This window comes from Lacinutrix sp. C3R15 (genome assembly GCF_018860825.1).
In the GTDB taxonomy this organism is placed as follows: domain Bacteria; phylum Bacteroidota; class Bacteroidia; order Flavobacteriales; family Flavobacteriaceae; genus Oceanihabitans.
Map to the genome: position 1 here is coordinate 184,941 of NZ_JAHKPZ010000004.1, position 18,308 is coordinate 203,248.

Consider the following 18,308-nt stretch of genomic DNA (forward strand, 5'->3'; position numbering starts at 1 on the left):
AAAACTAGATTGCTACCAGTTGTTTTTTAGGGTATAGCTTTAAGTGGCTTTTTGGTTTCATTAATGTATATTTGCAGTCAAATAAATTAAAATATGTTTTCAGAAAAAGCGAATAAAATATTTCAAGACGTAATAAATAAATACCACATTTTAAATACAGTAGACCAGTCATTTACTAATGTGTATGATAAAGACACTAATTTATTAGAGCATTTGCTATACAGAAAATGTTGGATAGATACTGTACAATGGCATTATGAAGATATTATTAGAGATCCGCAAATAGATCCAGTTGCAGCTTTAAAATTAAAACGTCAAATTGATGCTTCTAACCAAGACAGAACAGATATGGTAGAGTATATTGATAGTTATTTTTTAGAAAAATATAAAGAGGTTACTGTAAAAGAAAATGCAACCATTAACACAGAAAGTCCAGCTTGGGGAATAGACAGACTATCTATTTTAGCTTTAAAAGTATACCACATGCAGGAAGAGGCAACACGTACAGATGCTACAGATGCACACAAAGCAGCTTGCCAAAAGAAACTAGACGTTTTATTAGAACAACGTGTAGATTTATCTACAGCAATAGATACATTACTTAATGATATTGCTAATGGTGACAAATACATGAAAGTGTATAAACAAATGAAAATGTATAATGATGATGAACTAAACCCTGTTTTGCGTTCACAAAAATAAATTGTAATTTTTATTTCTAAAAACCACCTTTCTTTTTTAAACAAAGGTGGTTTTTAATTTTTTAAATAAAAAAGACAAAAAGCATATGGCTAAACAACCTAAACATATACTAGTAATTAGGCTTTCTGCAATGGGAGATGTTGCTATGACTGTTCCTGTTTTAAAAGCATTTACACAGCAATATCCAGATGTTAAAATTACGTTTTTAACAAGAGATTTTTTTGCTCCTTTCTTTAGAGAGATAAAGAATGTCTCTGTTTTTTCAATAGATTTAAAAAATAAACATAAGGGTGTTTTTGGGCTTTTTAAACTTTCAAAAGAATTAAAAAAATTACAAATTGATGCTGTTGCAGATTTGCACAATGTATTACGTACTAAAATTTTAAAAGTCTTTTTATTTGGCATAAAATTTATTTCAATTAACAAAGGTAGAGCAGAGAAAAAAGCACTAGTTTCAGGAAAAAATTTTAAACAATTAAAAACAACACATGAGCGTTATGCTACCGTTTTTAAAAAACTAGGTTATCCTATAGATTTAAGTAATCCAACGTTTGCTAAACGCGTTAAACTAAGCGCAAGCATACTTGCTAAAACTGGTGAAAAAAATAGAAAATGGATTGGTGTTGCGCCTTTTGCTACGTACAAAAGTAAAATGTATCCTCTTGATGCTATGCAAGTAGTTATTGCAGCATTATCTAAAACACATACGGTTTTTTTGTTTGGAGGAAAAGCAGATAAAGAAGCACTAAAAAGTTTAGTGGTAAATACGCATGTAATTAATTTAGCAGGACAGTTGTCTTTAAACGAAGAGCTAGACGTAATTTCAAATTTAGATGTTATGTTGTCTATGGATTCTGGAAACGCCCATATTGCAGCTATGCTTGGTAAAAAAGTAGTTACAATTTGGGGTGTAACGCATCCTTTTGCAGGTTTTTATCCGTTTAATCAACCTGAAAATTATGCGCTATTAGCAGATAAAAAACAATTTCCTTTAATACCTACTTCTATCTACGGAAATACTTTTCCGAAAGCATATGAAGAAGCTTCAAAAAGTATTTCTCCTCAAAAAGTTATAGATACAATAAATACTATAATTTAAAATAGTAATAGGTATAAAACAAAAAACCCTACTCCAAAGAGTAGGGCTCATTTTAAACATACCATAAAATAAATAATCCCTAACTATTATTATTTTTGTTTAAAACTTAAACGAATATATTTGCTTTATTTATTAAAAGAAGCAAACCTCAAGTTAAAAACTATATAATCGTTAAAGTGTGTGTTTGTTAGGTTGAAACAACATGTATCATCGATAAAAAGAAGATTAATGCTAATTTAGCGTGTTTTTTATTCTTTATACATCATCATAATCAACAGTAATTTTAGGTGTTGTTGGGTGCGCTTGACAAGTTAAAATTAAACCTTCAGCCAATTCGCTTTCTGTTAAAATGTTATTTTGTCTCATTGTTGCTTTTCCTTCTGTAACTCTAGCGATGCAGCTGCTACAAATTCCTCCTTGACAAGAATAAGGAGCATCTAAATCTTCATCTAAAGCAGCCTCTAGAATAGATTGTTTTTGAGACATAGTAAATGTTGCTGTTTCATCATCTACAGTTATGGTAATTTCTGTATTTCCGCTAGCAACTTCTTCATTTACAGGAGCTGTTTTTGCAGCTTTAAAAAGTTCAAAGTGAATACGTTCTTTAGGTATTTCGTGTTCTGTTAAAACATCTTTAACAGTATAAATCATTGCTTCTGGTCCGCAAAGATAAAAAGCATCTACATCTATGTTTTTATGCTTATTTTTCATCACATAATTTACAGTGCTTTTTTCTATTCTTCCAAAAATAGCATCGTCTTCATCTTGTTGACTAAATAAAAACTGTATAGAAAATCTATCTTTATACGCATGTTGTAAATCTAACAACTCTTTTAAAAACATGGTTTCTTTGTTCGTTTTGTTTCCGTAAACAAGAATTACCTTACTGTGTATTTCTTCTTCTAAAGCACATTTTATAATGCTTAAAATAGGAGTAATACCGCTTCCTGCAGCAAATGCTGCTATGTTTTTTGTTATAGAGTCGTTAGGTGTAAATACAAATCTACCTTTTGGCGAAGCTACTTCTAAAGTGTCACCAATTTGTAAGTTATTGTTTGCATAAGCAGAAAAAGTACCTCCTTCAACTTCTTTTACAGCAACTTTTAATTCACCGCTTTTTGGTGAAGCGCATAAGGAGTAATCGCGTCTTACCTCGTTACCATTAATAAGGGTTTTTATAGTTATATATTGTCCTGCTTTAAAAGTAAAAGCTTCTTTTAAATTGTCAGGAACATTAAAAGAAATAGTTACAGCCTTTTCTGTTTCTCTTTGTATATCTTTAATGGTTAATGTATGAAATTGTGACATATTTTTATTTTTTGTAAAAATAAGAAACTAAAACAGTAATTTCATTTTGTTTGTAACAAAATGAGCTTTAATATTACTAATGATTTAAAACCAACCATAATGATACAACGTTTTTTAGATTTAGAGTGGAAACAATTTACTAGGTCTGCAAGCTTTGGTAAAAGTGTAGCGCTAAAAATAGTAATGATCTTTTTTGCATTATATTTTATTGGCATGTTTTTAATTATGGGTGTTGCCATGTATCCATTGCTAAAAAAAATATCTCCAGAAAGTGACCCTTTTATTCTTTTTAATGGTTTTATTTTCTTCTGGATTTTAGGAGATTTAGTGCTTCGGTTTTTCTTTCAGAAATTACCTGTAATGAGTGTAAAACCATTACTTGTGCTGCCTATAAAACGTAAAAAAATAGTGAATTTTGTATTGAATAAATCGGCATTGTCCTTTTTTAATTTCTTGCCTTTATTTGCTATTGTACCTTTTGGCTTAACCCTTATCTTTAACGGTTATTCTGTTTCTACCATTGTGGTTTGGATGTTTACCATGCTGCTAATTACGCTTATTAATAATTATTTAAATTTTATTATTGAAAGCCTTGCAGCCAAAACAGAGTTGTCTTTTTTACCTGTTATTCTTTTTGCAGGTTCTCTTTATACATTAAACCATTTTGAATTAATAAATATTGCAGATCTACTGTCTTCTGGTATTCAGTCTGTTGCTGCTAATCCGTTGTTGTTAGTGGTGCTCTTTTTTATATTAATTGGTTTGTATTGGTATAACTTTACAATACTTCGTAATAAATTGTTTTTAGACAGTTCTTTACAAACAAAAACGCAAGAAGTACAAGCTTCAAATCTTGAATGGACTAAAAAATTTGGTGATATAGCACCTTTTATGCAACTAGATTTAAAATTACTCTGGCGTAATAAAAGACCAAAATCTGCAGTTTGGATGTTGGCTTTTGGTCTTTTGTATGGTTTGTTCTTTTATCCTAATCCTATATACCAAGACAAAGAATTTTTGTTTGCTTTTGTAGGCATATTTGTTACAGGTATTTTTCTTATCAACTTTGGGCAATTCATTCCGGCTTGGGATAGTGGGTATTACAAAATGCTAATGAGTCAAAATATTAAGTACCAACAATACTTAAAATCTAAATACACATTAATGACTTTAAGTGTTATTTTATTGTTTGTACTAAGTATACCTTATGTGTACTTTGGTTGGAAAATACTACTAGCCCATTTTGCTGCAGCAGTATATAACATAGGTGTAAATACATATGTTATTTTACTAGGAGGTTCTTTTAACCGTAAAAAAATTGATTTAAATCAAAGAGCAGCCTTTAATTTTCAAGGTACTGGAGCTGTGCAATGGCTTATTGGTTTGCCTTTATTGCTTTTACCAATAGGTATTTTTGCTGTTTTTAATTTTGCTTTTAGCTTTGAAATTGGTATTCTAGTATTAACGCTTTTAGGTGTAACAGGAATTATTTTACACCAAAAAATAATGCAATTTATTACCAAAAAATACCTGGCTTCAAAACATAAAATGATTGCTGCTTTTGATCAAGATAATTAAAAAATAACAAGATGATAACGACTACAAATCTTTCCAAAAAATATAATACTAATCCGGTTTTAAACATAGCGCATTTAGAGATTCCTAAAGGGCAGAGTTTTGGTTTGGTTGGTAATAATGGTGCAGGAAAAACCACGTATTTTAGTTTATTATTAGATTTAATACAACCAACTACAGGATGTATTAAAAACAATGATATTCAAGTAAACCTTAGTGAAGACTGGAAACCATTTACTTCTTCTTTTATAGACGAAAGTTTTTTAATTGGTTACCTCACTGCAGAAGAATACTTTTATTTTGTTGGTGAACTTAGAGGGCAAAATAAAGCAGATGTAGATGCATTAGTAGCTACATTTGAAGATTTTTTTCACGGCGAAATTCTTGGTCAGAAAAAGTATTTAAGAGATTTAAGTAAAGGAAATCAAAAAAAAGCAGGAATTGTTGCTGCTCTTATTGGTAATCCTGAAGTAATTATTTTAGATGAGCCTTTTGCTAATCTAGATCCAACTACACAAATAAAACTAAAACAAATAGTAAAAGACCTAGCAAAAGAGCAAGGGGTAACAGTGCTTATTTCTAGTCATGATTTAATGCATGTTACAGATGTTTGTGAGCGTATTGTTGTATTAGAAAAAGGAGAAATTGTTAAAGATATTGTTACAAGTCAAGCCACTTTAAAAGAACTTGAAAATCATTTTGCAGGAACACAAAAAATCTAAAAACAACTAGTTTTTATAGCTAAATAAAAAAAGATGCGTATTTTTACCTACTTATGTAGCATTTATTGCAAGTAAGTGATAGTATTTATAATATTTGCCTGAGTTTACAGTTATTTATTTGAGTTAAATACACCGCTTTTATAATGAGCATAAATAAATTTAATATTTTTACTACTAGACAAAATAATTCTATTTTTTGTACGAATGTGAAGCAGTTGATTTTTGCAGAAAATTTTTATTTAGTTATTCGCAAAAATGAAAATTTTTATTAAAATGAAAACATCTTACAAAATAATATTAACCCTTTTAGTTTTAGTTACTTTAATAACTAGCTGTTCTAGAAAAAAGAACACTTTTATTAGCAGAAACTACCATGCTTTAGCTGCAAGAGACAACGTACTTTTTAATGGTTATAATGCATTAGAAGAAGGTAGAGAAAACCTTATACAAAACTATACCGATAATTATTGGGAAATTCTTCCTATTGAGCGTATGCAGGTTTTTGAAGAGGTTACACTGCCTGGACAAAACAAAAACCAAAGCTTTAGTAGAGCCGAAGAAAAAGCAGTAAAAGCCATTCAAAAACACGGTATGAATATTCAGGGTAAAGAATATAATTACCAAATAGACGAAGCATATTTACTTTTAGGAAAAGCGCGTTATTTTGACCAGCGTTTTGTACCTGCTTTAGAATCTTTTAATTATATTTTATATAAATATCCTGCAAGTAACAATATAAACCAAGCTAAGGTTTGGAGAGAAAAAACAAATATACGTTTAGAAAATGACGAGCTTGCTATTAAAAATTTAAAACGCCTTTTAGAACAAGAAGAATTAAGCGGACAAGATTTAGCAGATGCAACCTCTATACTTGCACAAGCATATATAAATACAAAATCTTTAGATAGCGCTATCACACAAATAGGGATTGCTGCTAAAGCAACAAAAAGTAATGATGAACGCGGAAGGTATCGTTTTATTCAAGGGCAGTTATACAATGCTTTAGGAGATAAAGACAGTGCTAATATTGCTTTTGATAGAGTGATAGATCTTAACCGTAGTACGCCAAGAATGTATCTTATTAGTGCACATATTGAAAAAGCTAAAAACTTTGATTATAACCAAGGCAACAAACTTGAATTTTTTGAACTGTTAACCGATTTAGAAGAAAATCGCGAAAACAGACCTTATTTAGATAAAATTTATCACCAAATAGCCGAGTATCATGTAAAAAATAATTCAGATTCCCTGGCGCTTGTGTATTATAACAAATCGCTGCGTACAGATTCTAATGACAAAGTTTTAAAAGCCAAAAATTATGAAATTATTGGTGACATGAAATTTGATGTAGCAGAATATAAAGATGCAGGAGATTATTATGATAGTACCATGACAAATATGGTACAAAACAGTAAGCCATATCGAGTTATTAAGCGTAAAAGAGACAACTTAGAAGATGTTATTTACTATGAAGATATTGCAAAAAACAACGATAGCATATTACAACTAGTAGCTTTACCAAAAGAAGCTAAGATTGCCTATTTTGAGGAATATATTGAAAAACTTAAAATAGCTGCAGAAAAAGAACAAGAAAGACTAGAAGCAGCAGAAAAAAACAAAGAACTTGTATCTGTAAATAATAATTTTGGTAATAGTACTTCAGGATTAATTGGAGTAAAAGGATCTTCAGGAGGACCAATGTCTGGACAAGGATCTTCTTTTTACTTTTATAATACAACAACAGTAGCTTATGGTAAATCAGAATTTACTAAAAATTGGGGAAATCGTAAATTACAAGACGATTGGAGATGGTCTAATAGTATTAAATCTGCAATAAGTACTACAGAAACAAATACAGCAATAACTAATGCATCTAATGAAGAATTGTATGACCCTCATTTTTATATAGCTCAAATCCCTTCAGAAGAAAAAGTAGTAGACAGTATTGCTAAAGAACGAAACTTTGCCTATTACCAGTTGGGTTTAATTTATAAAGAGAAATTTAAAGAATACTCTTTAGCTATTACTAACTTTACACAATTACTAGATAATAACCCTGAAGAAAACTTAATACTTCCATCAAAATATAACTTGTATAAAATATATCAGTTATTAGGAGAGGAAACAGAAGCAAACTTCATAAAAGAAGATATCATAACTACTTATCCAGATTCTAGATACGCAACCATTTTAAACAATCCCGAAGCTGCAAATCTCGAAGATAAAAATAGTCCAGAAACAATTTATAAAAACCTTTACAATCAATTTACAAATCAAGAATATGCCAAAGTGCTTTCTAATATAGATACCTATATTACTGCTTTTGAAGCAGAAGATATTGTTTCAAAGTTCGAACTTCTTAAGGCTACTACTACAGGACGGTTATATGGTTATGAGGCCTATAGTAAAGCAATTAATTTTGTAGCACTAAACTATGCAAATACACCAGAAGGTAAACAGGCACAAAACCTAGTAAGTACTGCATTGCCAAAATTATCTAAAAAAGTATTTGTTTCAGATACCTTAAAAGGAAACTATAAGGTTTTATATAAATTTAATGCTACAGATACAGAAGAAATAACAAGCTTTGTAAAAACTTTAAACGAAGTGAACTCTAATATTTCGCATTATGATTTAAGTACATCTGTAGATGTATATGATCCTGAAACCATATTTGTAGTAGTTCACGGTTTAAAAAGTATAGATGGAGCAAAAGGATTTGCTTTTATATTAAGAGATGAAGATAGATATAAAATAACCAAACCATCTATTGCTATTTCGTCCCAAAACTATCAAATCGTTCAAATACATAAAAATGTAGAAGACTATATTAAAGAGTACCAATAATAAAACCAAGGTTATGTTTTCAGACAAAAAAAAAGATAAAAATAATTACGAAAATTCTTCAAGCCAAAACATTATAGCAAAAGGAACCAAAATTATTGGCGACTTATTAAGTGAAGGGGATTTAAGAATAGACGGAACAGTAGACGGAAACATACAAACTCCAGGAAAAGTAGTAGTAGGTAAGTCTGGAGTTATACAAGGAAAACTAAGCGCATCAGACGCGTATTTTCAAGGTAAATTTTCGGGAAACTTAAATTTGTCAGGTACACTAACCTTAAAATCTTCTGCGCATATTGAAGGTGAAGTTGTTTTAGGTAAACTAGAAGTAGAACCAGGAGCAACATTTAATGTAACGTGCGTAATGAAAGGTGCAGTGAAAGATTTAAATCATGGCAAACAACAAAAATCAGAAAAAACAGCTTAATCCTTTTATTCGGTTTTCATCTATTGCTATTCAAATGGGACTTACTATATATTTAGGAAGTAAGCTTGGAGAGTGGGTAGATGTTAAATGTAATAACACCAACCAGTTGTATTATAAAATTATAACATTACTTTCTGTATTTATAGCTATGTATGCTGTGATAAAACAAGTGCTAAAAATCACCAATAACAATTCTTCCAAAAAATAATAAGTAATGAGTAAGCGTATTTTAGTTGTAACCAGTATATTTTTTGGTTTATTTTTAATAGCCTACAACCTTCATAACTATTTAATAGATGCTGTGTTGTCATTTTCTTTGCTTAAGGTATATACCTTTCACTTAATAGCAGCTATTATTATATATGTTAGTATAGAAATAATCTCTGATAAATTACCAAATCAAGCAGGTTACGCGTATTTAACTTTAATATTTATTAAAATAGGAATATTTGTTTTAATTTTTCAATCAAGTGTTTTTGCTAAAGATGATTTAACACAAATAGAAAGAGTTGGTTTAGTTGTTCCGCTATTTCTATTTTTAATTATAGAAGCTATTAGTGTTTCAAGGCTTTTAAATAACCAATAATCAGCTGTTTTTCACTTTTTTTTGTTTAAAAATCAACTCAAAAAAAATCAAACTCAAAAAAGCCTTTATTTTTTTAAATTATTACTTACATTTGCACAAAATTTACAAAGCATAAATTCATTTAGTTACAAAAAGCATGATGGTGTCAAAAAAATCTATCAATTTTATAGCGATATTAGTTCTCACTTTATTTTCAGTTTCCTCTTATGGAAATAGTGATAAACAAGAACCAGGAAATCCGGTGAATACTGCTCAAGAAATTAAAGAGTATATCGCGCATCACTTAAAAGATTCTCATGACTTCCATTTGTTTACGCATAATGAGTCTGGAACTCATATTAGTTTCCCATTACCAGTAATTGTTTGGACTAGTAATGGTTTAAAAACGTTTATGTCTTCAGCTTTTCATCACGATGATAGTGGAAGCGTAATTGTAGAAAAAGGAGATACGCGTTTAGTAAAACTGCACAGTAAAATATACGAGCTAGATGCAGGAGCAACAACAGTTGCTTTTGATGAGCACCACCACCCAGAAAATGCACACAAAGTATTAGATTTTTCTATTACAAAATCTGTATTTGGAATGTTGCTAGCAGGTCTTTTAATGTTATTAGGTTTTAGTGCATTAGCAAGAGGTTATAAAAAAGGACACTCTGTACCAAAAGGTATTGGTAGAATTTTAGAGCCTTTAGTAATCTATGTAAGAGATGATATTGCAAAGCCAAATATTGGTGAGAAAAAGTACCGTAAGTTTATGGGCTTTTTGTTAACTGTATTTTTCTTTATCTGGATATTGAATTTATTAGGGTTAACACCAATAGGGTTTAACGTTACAGGACAAATAGCAGTAACAGCTTGTTTAGCTATTTTTACTGCAGTAATATATTTATTTAGTGGAAGTAAAGATTTCTGGAAACACACCTTATGGATGCCAGGAGTACCAGTAGTTTTACGTCCAATATTAGCAGTGATAGAGCTAATCGGTTTTGTTTTAATCAAACCTTTCTCTTTATTAGTGCGTTTATTTGCAAACATGACAGCAGGTCACTTTGTGGTAATGAGCTTAATTGCATTAATGATTACAATGAAAGAATCATTTGGTGTTGTAGGATCAACAGGAATGTCATTAGTGTTAGCATTATTTATTTCGGTTATTGAAATTTTAGTAGCCTTTTTACAAGCATTTATTTTCACGATGTTATCATCGTTATTTATAGGAATGGCTGTTGAAGAACATGACCATCATTAATAAGAATTTGTTTAATTAATATTTATAAAACCAAATTAGTATGTACAATTTAATTGGAGCAGGATTAATCGTAATCGGAGGAGGAATCGGATTAGGTCAAATTGGAGGAAAAGCAATGGAAGGTATTGCTCGTCAACCTGAAGCAGCTGGAAAAATTCAAACTGCAATGATCATCATCGGAGCCTTATTAGAAGGTTTAGCATTCGGTGCGTTAATCTTAGGAGCATAATCCTAAAACAAAAAGAAACAGTTTTCTGCAACGGTTGGTTGCAGAAACTGTTTTAAATTAAACAAAACACTTTTAAGTAATCTATATAGTATGGAAACTTTATTAAACGACTTTTCAGTAGGCTTATTCGTTATGCAAGCCGTTATCTTAATAATTTTAATATTATTAATGAGAAAATTTGCATGGAAACCTATTCTAGACGCTTTACAATCTCGTGAAGACGGAATTCAAAATGCATTAGATTCAGCAGAAAACGCTAAATTAGAAATGCAAAATCTGCAAGCAGATAATGCAAACTTATTAAAAGAAGCACGTGCAGAGCGTGAGTCTATGCTTAAAGAAGCAAGAGAGTTAAAAAATAAAATGATTGAAGACGCTAAAACAGAAGCGCAAGCGCAAGCAAACACTATGATTGCTCAAGCTCAAGCAGCTATTGAAAGCGAAAAGAAATCAGCTATGGCAGAATTAAAAGGTCACGTAGCAGGATTATCTTTAGATATTGCAGAAAAAGTAGTGCGTCAAGAATTATCAAACAAAGACAAACAATTAGAATTAGTTGAGTCTATGTTAAATGATGCTAAATTAAACTAAGTTTAAATCATGGCAGGAGAAAGAGCAGCAATACGTTACGCAAAAGCAGTTTTAAGCTTAGCTACAGATAATAATACAACAGAAGTTGTAAACAATGACATGGAGCTAATTAATAATACAGTAGCGCAAAGTAAAGATTTAAAAGATATGCTTTACAGTCCTGTAATTAGTTCAAGCATTAAAAAATCTGCGTTATTAGAGATTTTTAAAGGTATTAACCCTGCAACGGTTAACCTTATAGATACTTTAATAACTAATAAACGTACAGATTTATTACCAGAAGTAGCTGTAAAGTTTATTACTTTATATGAGCAACAAAAAGGTAGTCAAATTGCTACAGTTACAACAGCAGTTCCGTTAACAGAAGCTTTAGAAACTAAAGTTTTAGCAAAAGTTAAAGAACTTACAGGTAAAGAAGCAGCAATAAAAAATATAGTAGATGAAAGCATTTTAGGTGGTTTCATTTTAAGAGTTGGTGATACACAGTATAATGCTAGTATTGCTAATCAATTAAGCAAGTTAAAAAGAGAATTTACAATAAACTAAGACTTGCCCTAAGCTAGTCATAGGGTCTAAATTTAATAAAGATGGCAGAAGTAAAACCAGCTGAAGTATCAGCAATCTTAAAACAACAACTTTCAGGTTTTGAAGCAAGCGCTTCATTAGACGAAGTTGGAACAGTATTAACAGTAGGTGATGGTATTGTACGTGCTTACGGATTATCTAACGCACAATATGGTGAGTTAGTAGAATTCGAAGGCGGATTAGAAGGTATCGTACTTAACCTTGAAGAAGATAATGTAGGTATTGTACTTTTAGGAACTTCAGTAGGAGTTAGAGAAGGTTCTACAGTAAAACGTACTAATCGTATCGCTTCTATTAAAGTAGGAGAAGGTATTGTAGGTCGTGTTGTAGATACATTAGGTAACCCAATTGATGGTAAAGGACCAATAACTGGTGATACATATGAAATGCCTTTAGAGCGTAAAGCTCCTGGTGTTATCTTTAGAGAACCAGTAACAGAACCATTACAAACAGGTATTAAAGCAATTGATGCTATGATTCCTGTAGGTAGAGGACAACGTGAGTTAGTAATTGGTGACAGACAAACAGGTAAAACTGCTGTTTGTATTGATGCTATCTTAAATCAAAAAGAATTTTACGATGCAGGTGAGCCTGTATATTGTATATATGTTGCTGTTGGGCAAAAAGCCTCAACAGTAGCGCTTATTGCTAAAACTCTTGAAGAAAAAGGAGCTTTAGCATACACAACAATAGTAGCTGCAAATGCATCAGATCCTGCTGCAATGCAAGTGTATGCACCTTTTACAGGAGCTTCTATTGGTGAGTATTTTAGAGATACTGGTAGACCAGCTTTAATTGTTTTTGATGATTTATCAAAACAAGCCGTTGCTTACCGTGAGGTATCTTTATTATTACGTCGTCCACCAGGACGTGAGGCGTATCCTGGAGATGTATTCTATTTACACTCTCGTTTATTAGAGCGTTCTGCAAAAGTGATTAATAATGATGCAATTGCTAAAGAAATGAATGACTTACCAGAGTCATTAAAACCAATAGTAAAAGGTGGTGGGTCTTTAACAGCATTACCAATTATTGAAACGCAAGCAGGAGATGTATCAGCATATATTCCAACAAACGTAATTTCTATTACAGATGGTCAAATTTTCTTAGATGGAGATTTATTTAACTCTGGTGTACGTCCTGCAATTAACGTAGGTATTTCTGTATCTCGTGTTGGTGGTAACGCACAAATTAAATCTATGAAAAAAGTATCTGGTACTTTAAAATTAGATCAAGCACAATATCGTGAGTTAGAAGCTTTCGCTAAATTTGGTTCAGATTTAGATGCTGTTACTTTAAATGTAATTGAAAAAGGAAAACGTAACGTAGAGATTTTAAAGCAAGGTCAAAACGATCCGTTTACTGTAGAAGATCAAGTAGCAATTATCTATGCTGGATCTAAAAACTTATTAAAAGATGTTCCTGTTGATAAAATAAAAGAATTTGAAAGAGATTTCTTAGAATTCTTAAACGCAAAACACAGAGGTGTTTTAGATACTTTAAAAGCAGGAAAATTAACAGATGAGGTTACAGACACTTTAATAACTGTTTGTAAAGAATTATCTGCTAAATATAGAGCATAATACTATAAATTTAGAGTAGTAACTTGTGTGCTACTCTAAATTTAAATTTTAAACCTAATGTCACTCTGAGCTTGTCGAAGAGTCTTTATAAAAATAAAGAATGGCTAACCTAAAAGAAATACGTAACAGAATATCTTCAGTATCTTCAACGATGCAGATTACCAGTGCCATGAAAATGGTATCTGCCGCAAAATTAAAGAAAGCTCAAGATGCTATTACAGCAATGCGTCCTTATGCAGATAAGTTGACAGAACTTTTACAAAGTTTAAGTGCAACTCTTGATGCAGATTCTGGAAGTAAATTTGCTGAAGAACGTGAAGTTAATAATGTATTAATCGTGTCTATCACCTCTAATAGAGGATTGTGTGGTGCTTTTAATTCTAATATTATTAAGCAAACACAAAACTTAATTTCTAATGTACATGCAGGTAAAAAAGTATCTGTTTTAGCAATAGGAAAAAAAGCAAACGATGCGTTTTCTAAAAAAGGAATTGTAATAGATAATAAGAGTAACATTTTTGACGATTTAACCTTTGATAATGTATCCGAAATTGCAGAAATGCTAATGGATACTTTTGTTGCTGGTGAGTATGATAAAATTGAAATTGTTTATAACAAGTTTAAAAACGCAGCAACTCAAATTGTAATGACAGAACAGTTTTTACCAATTGTTCCTGTTTCAGGCGAAGCAGTTAATAATGCAGATTATATTTTTGAACCTTCAAAATTAGAAATTGTAGAACAATTAATTCCTAAGTCTTTAAAAACGCAATTATATAAAGGTATTAGAGATTCTTTTGCATCAGAGCATGGAGCACGTATGACAGCAATGCATAAAGCTACCGATAATGCTACAGAGCTAAGAGATCAACTTAAGTTAACGTACAACAAAGCACGTCAAGCTGCAATTACTAACGAAATCCTTGAGATTGTTGGTGGTGCAGAAGCTTTAAATAACTAGTGTTTTTTACTGAATACTCTTTATAGTTACTAATAATATATAAAACCTCACATTTTGTGAGGTTTTTTTATGGAATACTTTTTGATTTACTATCTTTAAAATAACTAAATATATCGTCATGAGCTTTATTAAAACAGCTATTGTATCTCTTTTAACGCTTTTTTTTATGGCAAGTTTTTTAAACTGTTCTAGCATAAAAGACACCAAGATTCAAGATAATAAACTAGCTATGCAAGATTTTCAAGAAAACACCTCTTTTACCTTAGATCAAAGCTTTTACAAATATTGGGTTGCAGGTGTTAAAGGAGGTGGTTCTGGTATACATTTGCAAATTGTAGTTACTAGTAACCCAAACAATGTGGTTTTTGATTCTGTGTATTTTAGAGGTATGCAATCTGCTTTAGAACCCGTTAAAACAGGTTATGTTGCAAATTTTAATACCAAAGCAAATCAAAAGGAAGTTATTATTTTGAGCAATGAAAAAAATGCAGAATATGGTAATCAATTACCTAATAATGCAGCATTCCCTTTTCAATTAAAAGATAATGAATGCGTTATTAGCTATATAGAAGATGCTGTTACCAAATATTTTAAAATAGAAAACCTTGCTGAAAAACCTAGAGACCAATATCCTAGTGCTCCACCAAAACACTAATACTATTTAGGATTGTAAAACGTTTTTTAATCATGTATATTTAGCAGAATAAAAAAATAAGCTTCTTGAGCGCATTAAAATCCCTTTTTAAACAAACTTTTATTTATGGTTTAGCCACTGTGCTACCTAGAATGATGAGTTTTATTTTGGTGCCACTTTATACAGATCCAAAGGTGTTATCTACTGCAGAGTATGGTCGTGTTTCTTTTATCTTTGCTTATTTTGTGCTTTTTAATGTGGTTTTGGCCTACGGAATGGAAACCGCTTTTTTTAGGTTTTTTAATAAAGAAGAAAACCAAAAAACCGTTACAAGCACTTCTGCATTATCCTTAATAATTAGCTCCTTTAGCTTATTAGGTATCGCTTTTTTATGTAGAACACAAATCTCTGCGCTAATTAATATAGAGGTTACCTATCTTAACTTAGTCTTTGTTATTTTACTCTTAGATGCTCTTGTTATTGTACCATTTGCCTGGTTACGTGCAACAGCAAAACCCATGCGTTATGCTATTTTAAAAATATTAAATGTTGCTATTAACTTAGGCTTAAATGTGTTTTTACTCCTTTTTTTAAAAGACCTAGCAGAAGATTATTCTTTATTAAATAGTATTTACAAACAAGATTTTGAAATAAGTTATATTTTTATATCAAACCTAATTGCTAGTGCTATAACACTGTTGTTACTACTTCCTTTTTATTATAAATTAAAATTTAAGTTTGATGCTGTTTTATGGAAAAAAATGATGCAGTATGCTTTTCCGGTACTTATTGCAGGTATTGCCTATTCGGTAAACGAAACTTTTGATCGTATTTTACTAGAAAAACTGTTACCAGCTACTATTGCAGATGAGCAAGTTGGTATGTACTCGGCATGTTATAAGCTGGCATTATTCATGACTTTATTTGCTACCGCTTTTCGCTTAGGTATAGAGCCCTATTTTTTTAGTCATTCAAAAAGTGAAAACCCTCAAAAAAATTATGCTAAAATTCTGGAATATTTTGTGGCTTTTGGTGCTGTAATACTATTAACCGTTGTTGTGTTTGCAGATGTTTTAAAACCTTTTATTATTAGAAGCGAAGCTTATTATGAAGCTATGTGGATTGTTCCTTTTATTCTGCTGGCTAACTTTTGTTTAGGCATATACCACAACCTTTCTGTTTGGTATAAAATTACAGATAGAACAAAATTTGGGGCTTATATTTCAATAGTAGGAGCAATAATTACCTTGGTTTTAAATTATATATTAATACCTATCATTGGTTTTAAAGGGGCTGCTATTGCTACATTTTCAGCCTATGCAGTTATGATGATCTTGTCTTTTTATTTCGGAAAAAAATATTACCCTATTCCTTATAATTTAAAAAAGATACTACTTTATTTCGGGCTTTCAACATTATTATCTATGTTGTATTTCTATCAATTTAGAGAAAATTATGTTATAGGAATTGGTGCAATAATTGTATTTTTAACTTTAGTTTTTCAACTAGAGAAAAAAGAATTAAAACGAATATTTATTAATAAATAGGTTTTCCATATAGAAAAACCGAATGATACCGCTTTCGCGGAAAGTAAGCATGAATATAAAAATAATAAACAAATCCAGCCACGCATTACCTCACTATGAAACCATAGCCTCTGCAGGAATGGATTTAAGAGCAAATATTACAGAATCAATACTACTTAAGCCTTTAGAAAGAACGATAGTTAAAACAGGCTTATTTATAGAATTACCAATAGGTTTTGAAGCACAAGTACGACCAAGAAGTGGTCTAGCTGCAAAAAAAGGAATTACAGTATTAAATGCTCCTGGAACGGTAGATGCAGATTATAGAGGAGAAATTGGTGTTATTCTGGTAAACCTTTCAAATGAAGATTTTACTATTAATAATGGCGAACGTGTTGCACAATTAGTAATTGCAAAACATGAAAGAGCAGAATGGGTAGCAGTAGAAACACTTTCACAAACCGATAGAGGAGAAGGTGGTTTTGGTAGCACAGGTGTTTCTTAAGCAATACAGCAAGGTTTTTAAAACCAGATAACTTAAAAGAAATATAAGGTCTAAAAAAGTCGAGACCTAATTAAAATAATAATGGAATAGATTTCCACTTTCGTAGAAACAAAAAATACAATTTTCGATGAAAATAATAGTACCAATGGCAGGACGAGGTTCTCGTTTACGTCCACATAGTTTAACAGTACCAAAACCATTAATTCCTGTTGCAGGACAACCAATTGTACACAGATTGGTAAAAGATATTGCCAAAGTTTTAAAGCAACCTATAGAAGAAATAGCATTTGTTCTTGGTGATCCTGCTTGGTTTGGTGACGATGTGGTTGCTAGCTTAAATGAATTAGCTAAAAGCCTTGGTGCAAAAGCATCTATTTACAGACAAGATAAACCATTAGGAACAGGTCATGCCATTATGTGTGCAGAACCTTCACTTTCTGGTCCTGCAGTAATTGCTTATGCAGATACATTAATTCGTGCAGATTTTAATTTAGATCCAGAAGCAGATGCTGTAATTTGGACTAAAAAAGTAGACAATCCAGAAGCATATGGTGTGGTAAATTTAAATGCAGAAAACCATATTACAGAACTGGTTGAAAAACCAAAAACCTTTGTAAGTAATCAGGCAGTAATAGGTATTTATTACTTTAAAGACGTTGCTGTTTTAAAAGAAAAACTGCAAGAGGTGTTAGATGAAAACATAATGAATGGAGGAGAATACCAAATTAATGATGGTATTTTGCGTATGATGGCAGCAGGTAAAATCTTTAAAACAGGAACTGTAGATGAGTGGATGGATTGTGGTAATAAAGCCGTTACTATAGATACCAACACTAAAATGTTAGGGTTTTTAAAAGCAGATAATCAAGAACAATTAATAGCAGAATCTGTAACTTTAGAAAACGCTACAATTATAGAGCCTTGTTATATTGGCGAAAATGTAACACTTACCAATGCTACTATTGGGCCAAATGTATCTGTTGGTAATCATTGTATAATAGAAAACGCAAGCGTTAAAAATAGCTTAATACAAAACAATACCACCATAAAAAATGCTAATTTAGACCAGGCAATGATTGGTAATCACGTAAAGTATAATGGCGAATTTACTAAAATTAGTATTGGTGATTATTCTGTTTTAGAATAACCAAGTTTCTGCGAAAGCAGAAATTTTATAAAGGC

Annotated in this window: 19 protein-coding genes; 18 read left to right on the forward strand and 1 reads right to left on the reverse strand. The window is 31.0% G+C overall.

The genetic code is table 11. From position 1 onward, the window contains the following. The first annotated feature begins 93 nt into the window (after window positions 1-93). Window positions 94-702, forward strand: a complete 609-nt coding sequence (locus KO494_RS00855; protein ID WP_215965693.1) for a DUF4254 domain-containing protein — start codon at window positions 94-96, stop codon at window positions 700-702. Window positions 703-787: 85 nt separating this feature from the next. Further along, a complete protein-coding gene (locus tag KO494_RS00860) occupies window positions 788-1,801 on the forward strand; it encodes a glycosyltransferase family 9 protein (protein ID WP_252730206.1) in 1,014 nt (337 codons plus the stop codon). A 255-nt stretch (window positions 1,802-2,056) separates the two neighbouring features. Here KO494_RS00860 and KO494_RS00865 read toward each other — a convergent pair whose 3' ends face one another. Then, window positions 2,057-3,109, reverse strand: coding sequence for a ferredoxin--NADP reductase (locus KO494_RS00865; protein ID WP_215965694.1), 1,053 nt, complete (start codon window positions 3,107-3,109; stop codon window positions 2,057-2,059). A 60-nt stretch (window positions 3,110-3,169) separates the two neighbouring features. Here KO494_RS00865 and KO494_RS00870 point away from each other — a divergent pair, with 60 nt between their 5' ends. From KO494_RS00870 to KO494_RS00945, 16 genes are all read left to right on the forward strand, one after another. Next, window positions 3,170-4,687 (forward strand): DUF5687 family protein, encoded by a 1,518-nt coding sequence (locus KO494_RS00870; protein ID WP_252730207.1) that lies wholly within the window; start codon window positions 3,170-3,172, stop codon window positions 4,685-4,687. Between the two features lie 11 nt (window positions 4,688-4,698). Further along, complete coding sequence (locus KO494_RS00875) at window positions 4,699-5,406, forward strand: ABC transporter ATP-binding protein (protein ID WP_215965695.1); 708 nt, start codon at window positions 4,699-4,701, stop codon at window positions 5,404-5,406. Between the two features lie 273 nt (window positions 5,407-5,679). Next, window positions 5,680-8,253, forward strand: a complete 2,574-nt coding sequence (locus tag KO494_RS00880; RefSeq protein WP_215965696.1) for a tetratricopeptide repeat protein — start codon at window positions 5,680-5,682, stop codon at window positions 8,251-8,253. 13 nt (window positions 8,254-8,266) lie between these two features. Continuing rightward, complete coding sequence (locus tag KO494_RS00885) at window positions 8,267-8,677, forward strand: polymer-forming cytoskeletal protein (RefSeq protein ID WP_215965697.1); 411 nt, start codon at window positions 8,267-8,269, stop codon at window positions 8,675-8,677. Continuing rightward, entirely contained in the window at window positions 8,643-8,885 is a 243-nt protein-coding gene (locus KO494_RS00890; protein ID WP_215965698.1) for an AtpZ/AtpI family protein, read from the forward strand. The genes KO494_RS00885 and KO494_RS00890 overlap by 35 nt, the downstream gene beginning before the upstream one ends. A 6-nt stretch (window positions 8,886-8,891) precedes the next feature. Continuing rightward, window positions 8,892-9,263 carry a DUF6168 family protein gene (locus KO494_RS00895; RefSeq protein WP_215965699.1) on the forward strand — a complete coding sequence of 124 codons (372 nt, stop codon included), beginning with the start codon at window positions 8,892-8,894 and terminating at the stop codon, window positions 9,261-9,263. A 136-nt stretch (window positions 9,264-9,399) separates the two neighbouring features. After that, on the forward strand, window positions 9,400-10,512 hold the full coding sequence (gene atpB, locus KO494_RS00900; RefSeq protein WP_215965700.1) for a F0F1 ATP synthase subunit A: 1,113 nt from the start codon (window positions 9,400-9,402) through the stop codon (window positions 10,510-10,512). A 40-nt stretch (window positions 10,513-10,552) separates the two neighbouring features. Beyond that, a complete protein-coding gene (gene atpE, locus KO494_RS00905) occupies window positions 10,553-10,741 on the forward strand; it encodes an ATP synthase F0 subunit C (RefSeq protein ID WP_090837241.1) in 189 nt (62 codons plus the stop codon). 90 nt (window positions 10,742-10,831) lie between these two features. Then, complete coding sequence (locus KO494_RS00910; RefSeq protein ID WP_215965701.1) at window positions 10,832-11,332, forward strand: F0F1 ATP synthase subunit B; 501 nt, start codon at window positions 10,832-10,834, stop codon at window positions 11,330-11,332. Between the two features lie 9 nt (window positions 11,333-11,341). Beyond that, window positions 11,342-11,878, forward strand: coding sequence for an ATP synthase F1 subunit delta (gene atpH, locus KO494_RS00915; protein WP_215965702.1), 537 nt, complete (start codon window positions 11,342-11,344; stop codon window positions 11,876-11,878). Window positions 11,879-11,919: 41 nt separating this feature from the next. Continuing rightward, complete coding sequence (gene atpA, locus KO494_RS00920; RefSeq protein ID WP_215965703.1) at window positions 11,920-13,500, forward strand: F0F1 ATP synthase subunit alpha; 1,581 nt, start codon at window positions 11,920-11,922, stop codon at window positions 13,498-13,500. A 100-nt stretch (window positions 13,501-13,600) separates the two neighbouring features. Then, window positions 13,601-14,461 (forward strand): ATP synthase F1 subunit gamma, encoded by an 861-nt coding sequence (gene atpG, locus KO494_RS00925; RefSeq protein WP_215965704.1) that lies wholly within the window; start codon window positions 13,601-13,603, stop codon window positions 14,459-14,461. A 118-nt stretch (window positions 14,462-14,579) separates the two neighbouring features. Continuing rightward, window positions 14,580-15,116, forward strand: a complete 537-nt coding sequence (locus tag KO494_RS00930) for a hypothetical protein (protein ID WP_215965705.1) — start codon at window positions 14,580-14,582, stop codon at window positions 15,114-15,116. Window positions 15,117-15,181: 65 nt separating this feature from the next. Then, the gene (locus tag KO494_RS00935) at window positions 15,182-16,642 is read left to right on the forward strand and encodes an oligosaccharide flippase family protein (protein WP_215965706.1); all 1,461 of its coding nucleotides are present in this window, start codon (window positions 15,182-15,184) and stop codon (window positions 16,640-16,642) included. Between the two features lie 49 nt (window positions 16,643-16,691). Further along, window positions 16,692-17,126, forward strand: coding sequence for a dUTP diphosphatase (dut, locus tag KO494_RS00940; protein WP_215965707.1), 435 nt, complete (start codon window positions 16,692-16,694; stop codon window positions 17,124-17,126). A gap of 127 nt (window positions 17,127-17,253) precedes the next feature. After that, entirely contained in the window at window positions 17,254-18,273 is a 1,020-nt protein-coding gene (locus tag KO494_RS00945) for a sugar phosphate nucleotidyltransferase (protein WP_215965708.1), read from the forward strand. The last annotated feature ends 35 nt before the right edge of the window (window positions 18,274-18,308 follow it).

Coding starts and splice junctions, on each gene's coding strand:
- KO494_RS00855 (WP_215965693.1), top strand. CDS start 94: ATGTTTTCAGAAAAAGCGAATAAAATATTTCAAGACGTAATAAATAAA.
- KO494_RS00860 (WP_252730206.1), top strand. CDS start 788: ATGGCTAAACAACCTAAACATATACTAGTAATTAGGCTTTCTGCAATG.
- KO494_RS00865 (WP_215965694.1), bottom strand. CDS start 3,109: ATGTCACAATTTCATACATTAACCATTAAAGATATACAAAGAGAAACA.
- KO494_RS00870 (WP_252730207.1), top strand. CDS start 3,170: ATGAGCTTTAATATTACTAATGATTTAAAACCAACCATAATGATACAA.
- KO494_RS00875 (WP_215965695.1), top strand. CDS start 4,699: ATGATAACGACTACAAATCTTTCCAAAAAATATAATACTAATCCGGTT.
- KO494_RS00880 (WP_215965696.1), top strand. CDS start 5,680: ATGAAAACATCTTACAAAATAATATTAACCCTTTTAGTTTTAGTTACT.
- KO494_RS00885 (WP_215965697.1), top strand. CDS start 8,267: ATGTTTTCAGACAAAAAAAAAGATAAAAATAATTACGAAAATTCTTCA.
- KO494_RS00890 (WP_215965698.1), top strand. CDS start 8,643: ATGGCAAACAACAAAAATCAGAAAAAACAGCTTAATCCTTTTATTCGG.
- KO494_RS00895 (WP_215965699.1), top strand. CDS start 8,892: ATGAGTAAGCGTATTTTAGTTGTAACCAGTATATTTTTTGGTTTATTT.
- atpB (WP_215965700.1), top strand. CDS start 9,400: ATGATGGTGTCAAAAAAATCTATCAATTTTATAGCGATATTAGTTCTC.
- atpE (WP_090837241.1), top strand. CDS start 10,553: ATGTACAATTTAATTGGAGCAGGATTAATCGTAATCGGAGGAGGAATC.
- KO494_RS00910 (WP_215965701.1), top strand. CDS start 10,832: ATGGAAACTTTATTAAACGACTTTTCAGTAGGCTTATTCGTTATGCAA.
- atpH (WP_215965702.1), top strand. CDS start 11,342: ATGGCAGGAGAAAGAGCAGCAATACGTTACGCAAAAGCAGTTTTAAGC.
- atpA (WP_215965703.1), top strand. CDS start 11,920: ATGGCAGAAGTAAAACCAGCTGAAGTATCAGCAATCTTAAAACAACAA.
- atpG (WP_215965704.1), top strand. CDS start 13,601: ATGGCTAACCTAAAAGAAATACGTAACAGAATATCTTCAGTATCTTCA.
- KO494_RS00930 (WP_215965705.1), top strand. CDS start 14,580: ATGAGCTTTATTAAAACAGCTATTGTATCTCTTTTAACGCTTTTTTTT.
- dut (WP_215965707.1), top strand. CDS start 16,692: ATGAATATAAAAATAATAAACAAATCCAGCCACGCATTACCTCACTAT.
- KO494_RS00945 (WP_215965708.1), top strand. CDS start 17,254: ATGAAAATAATAGTACCAATGGCAGGACGAGGTTCTCGTTTACGTCCA.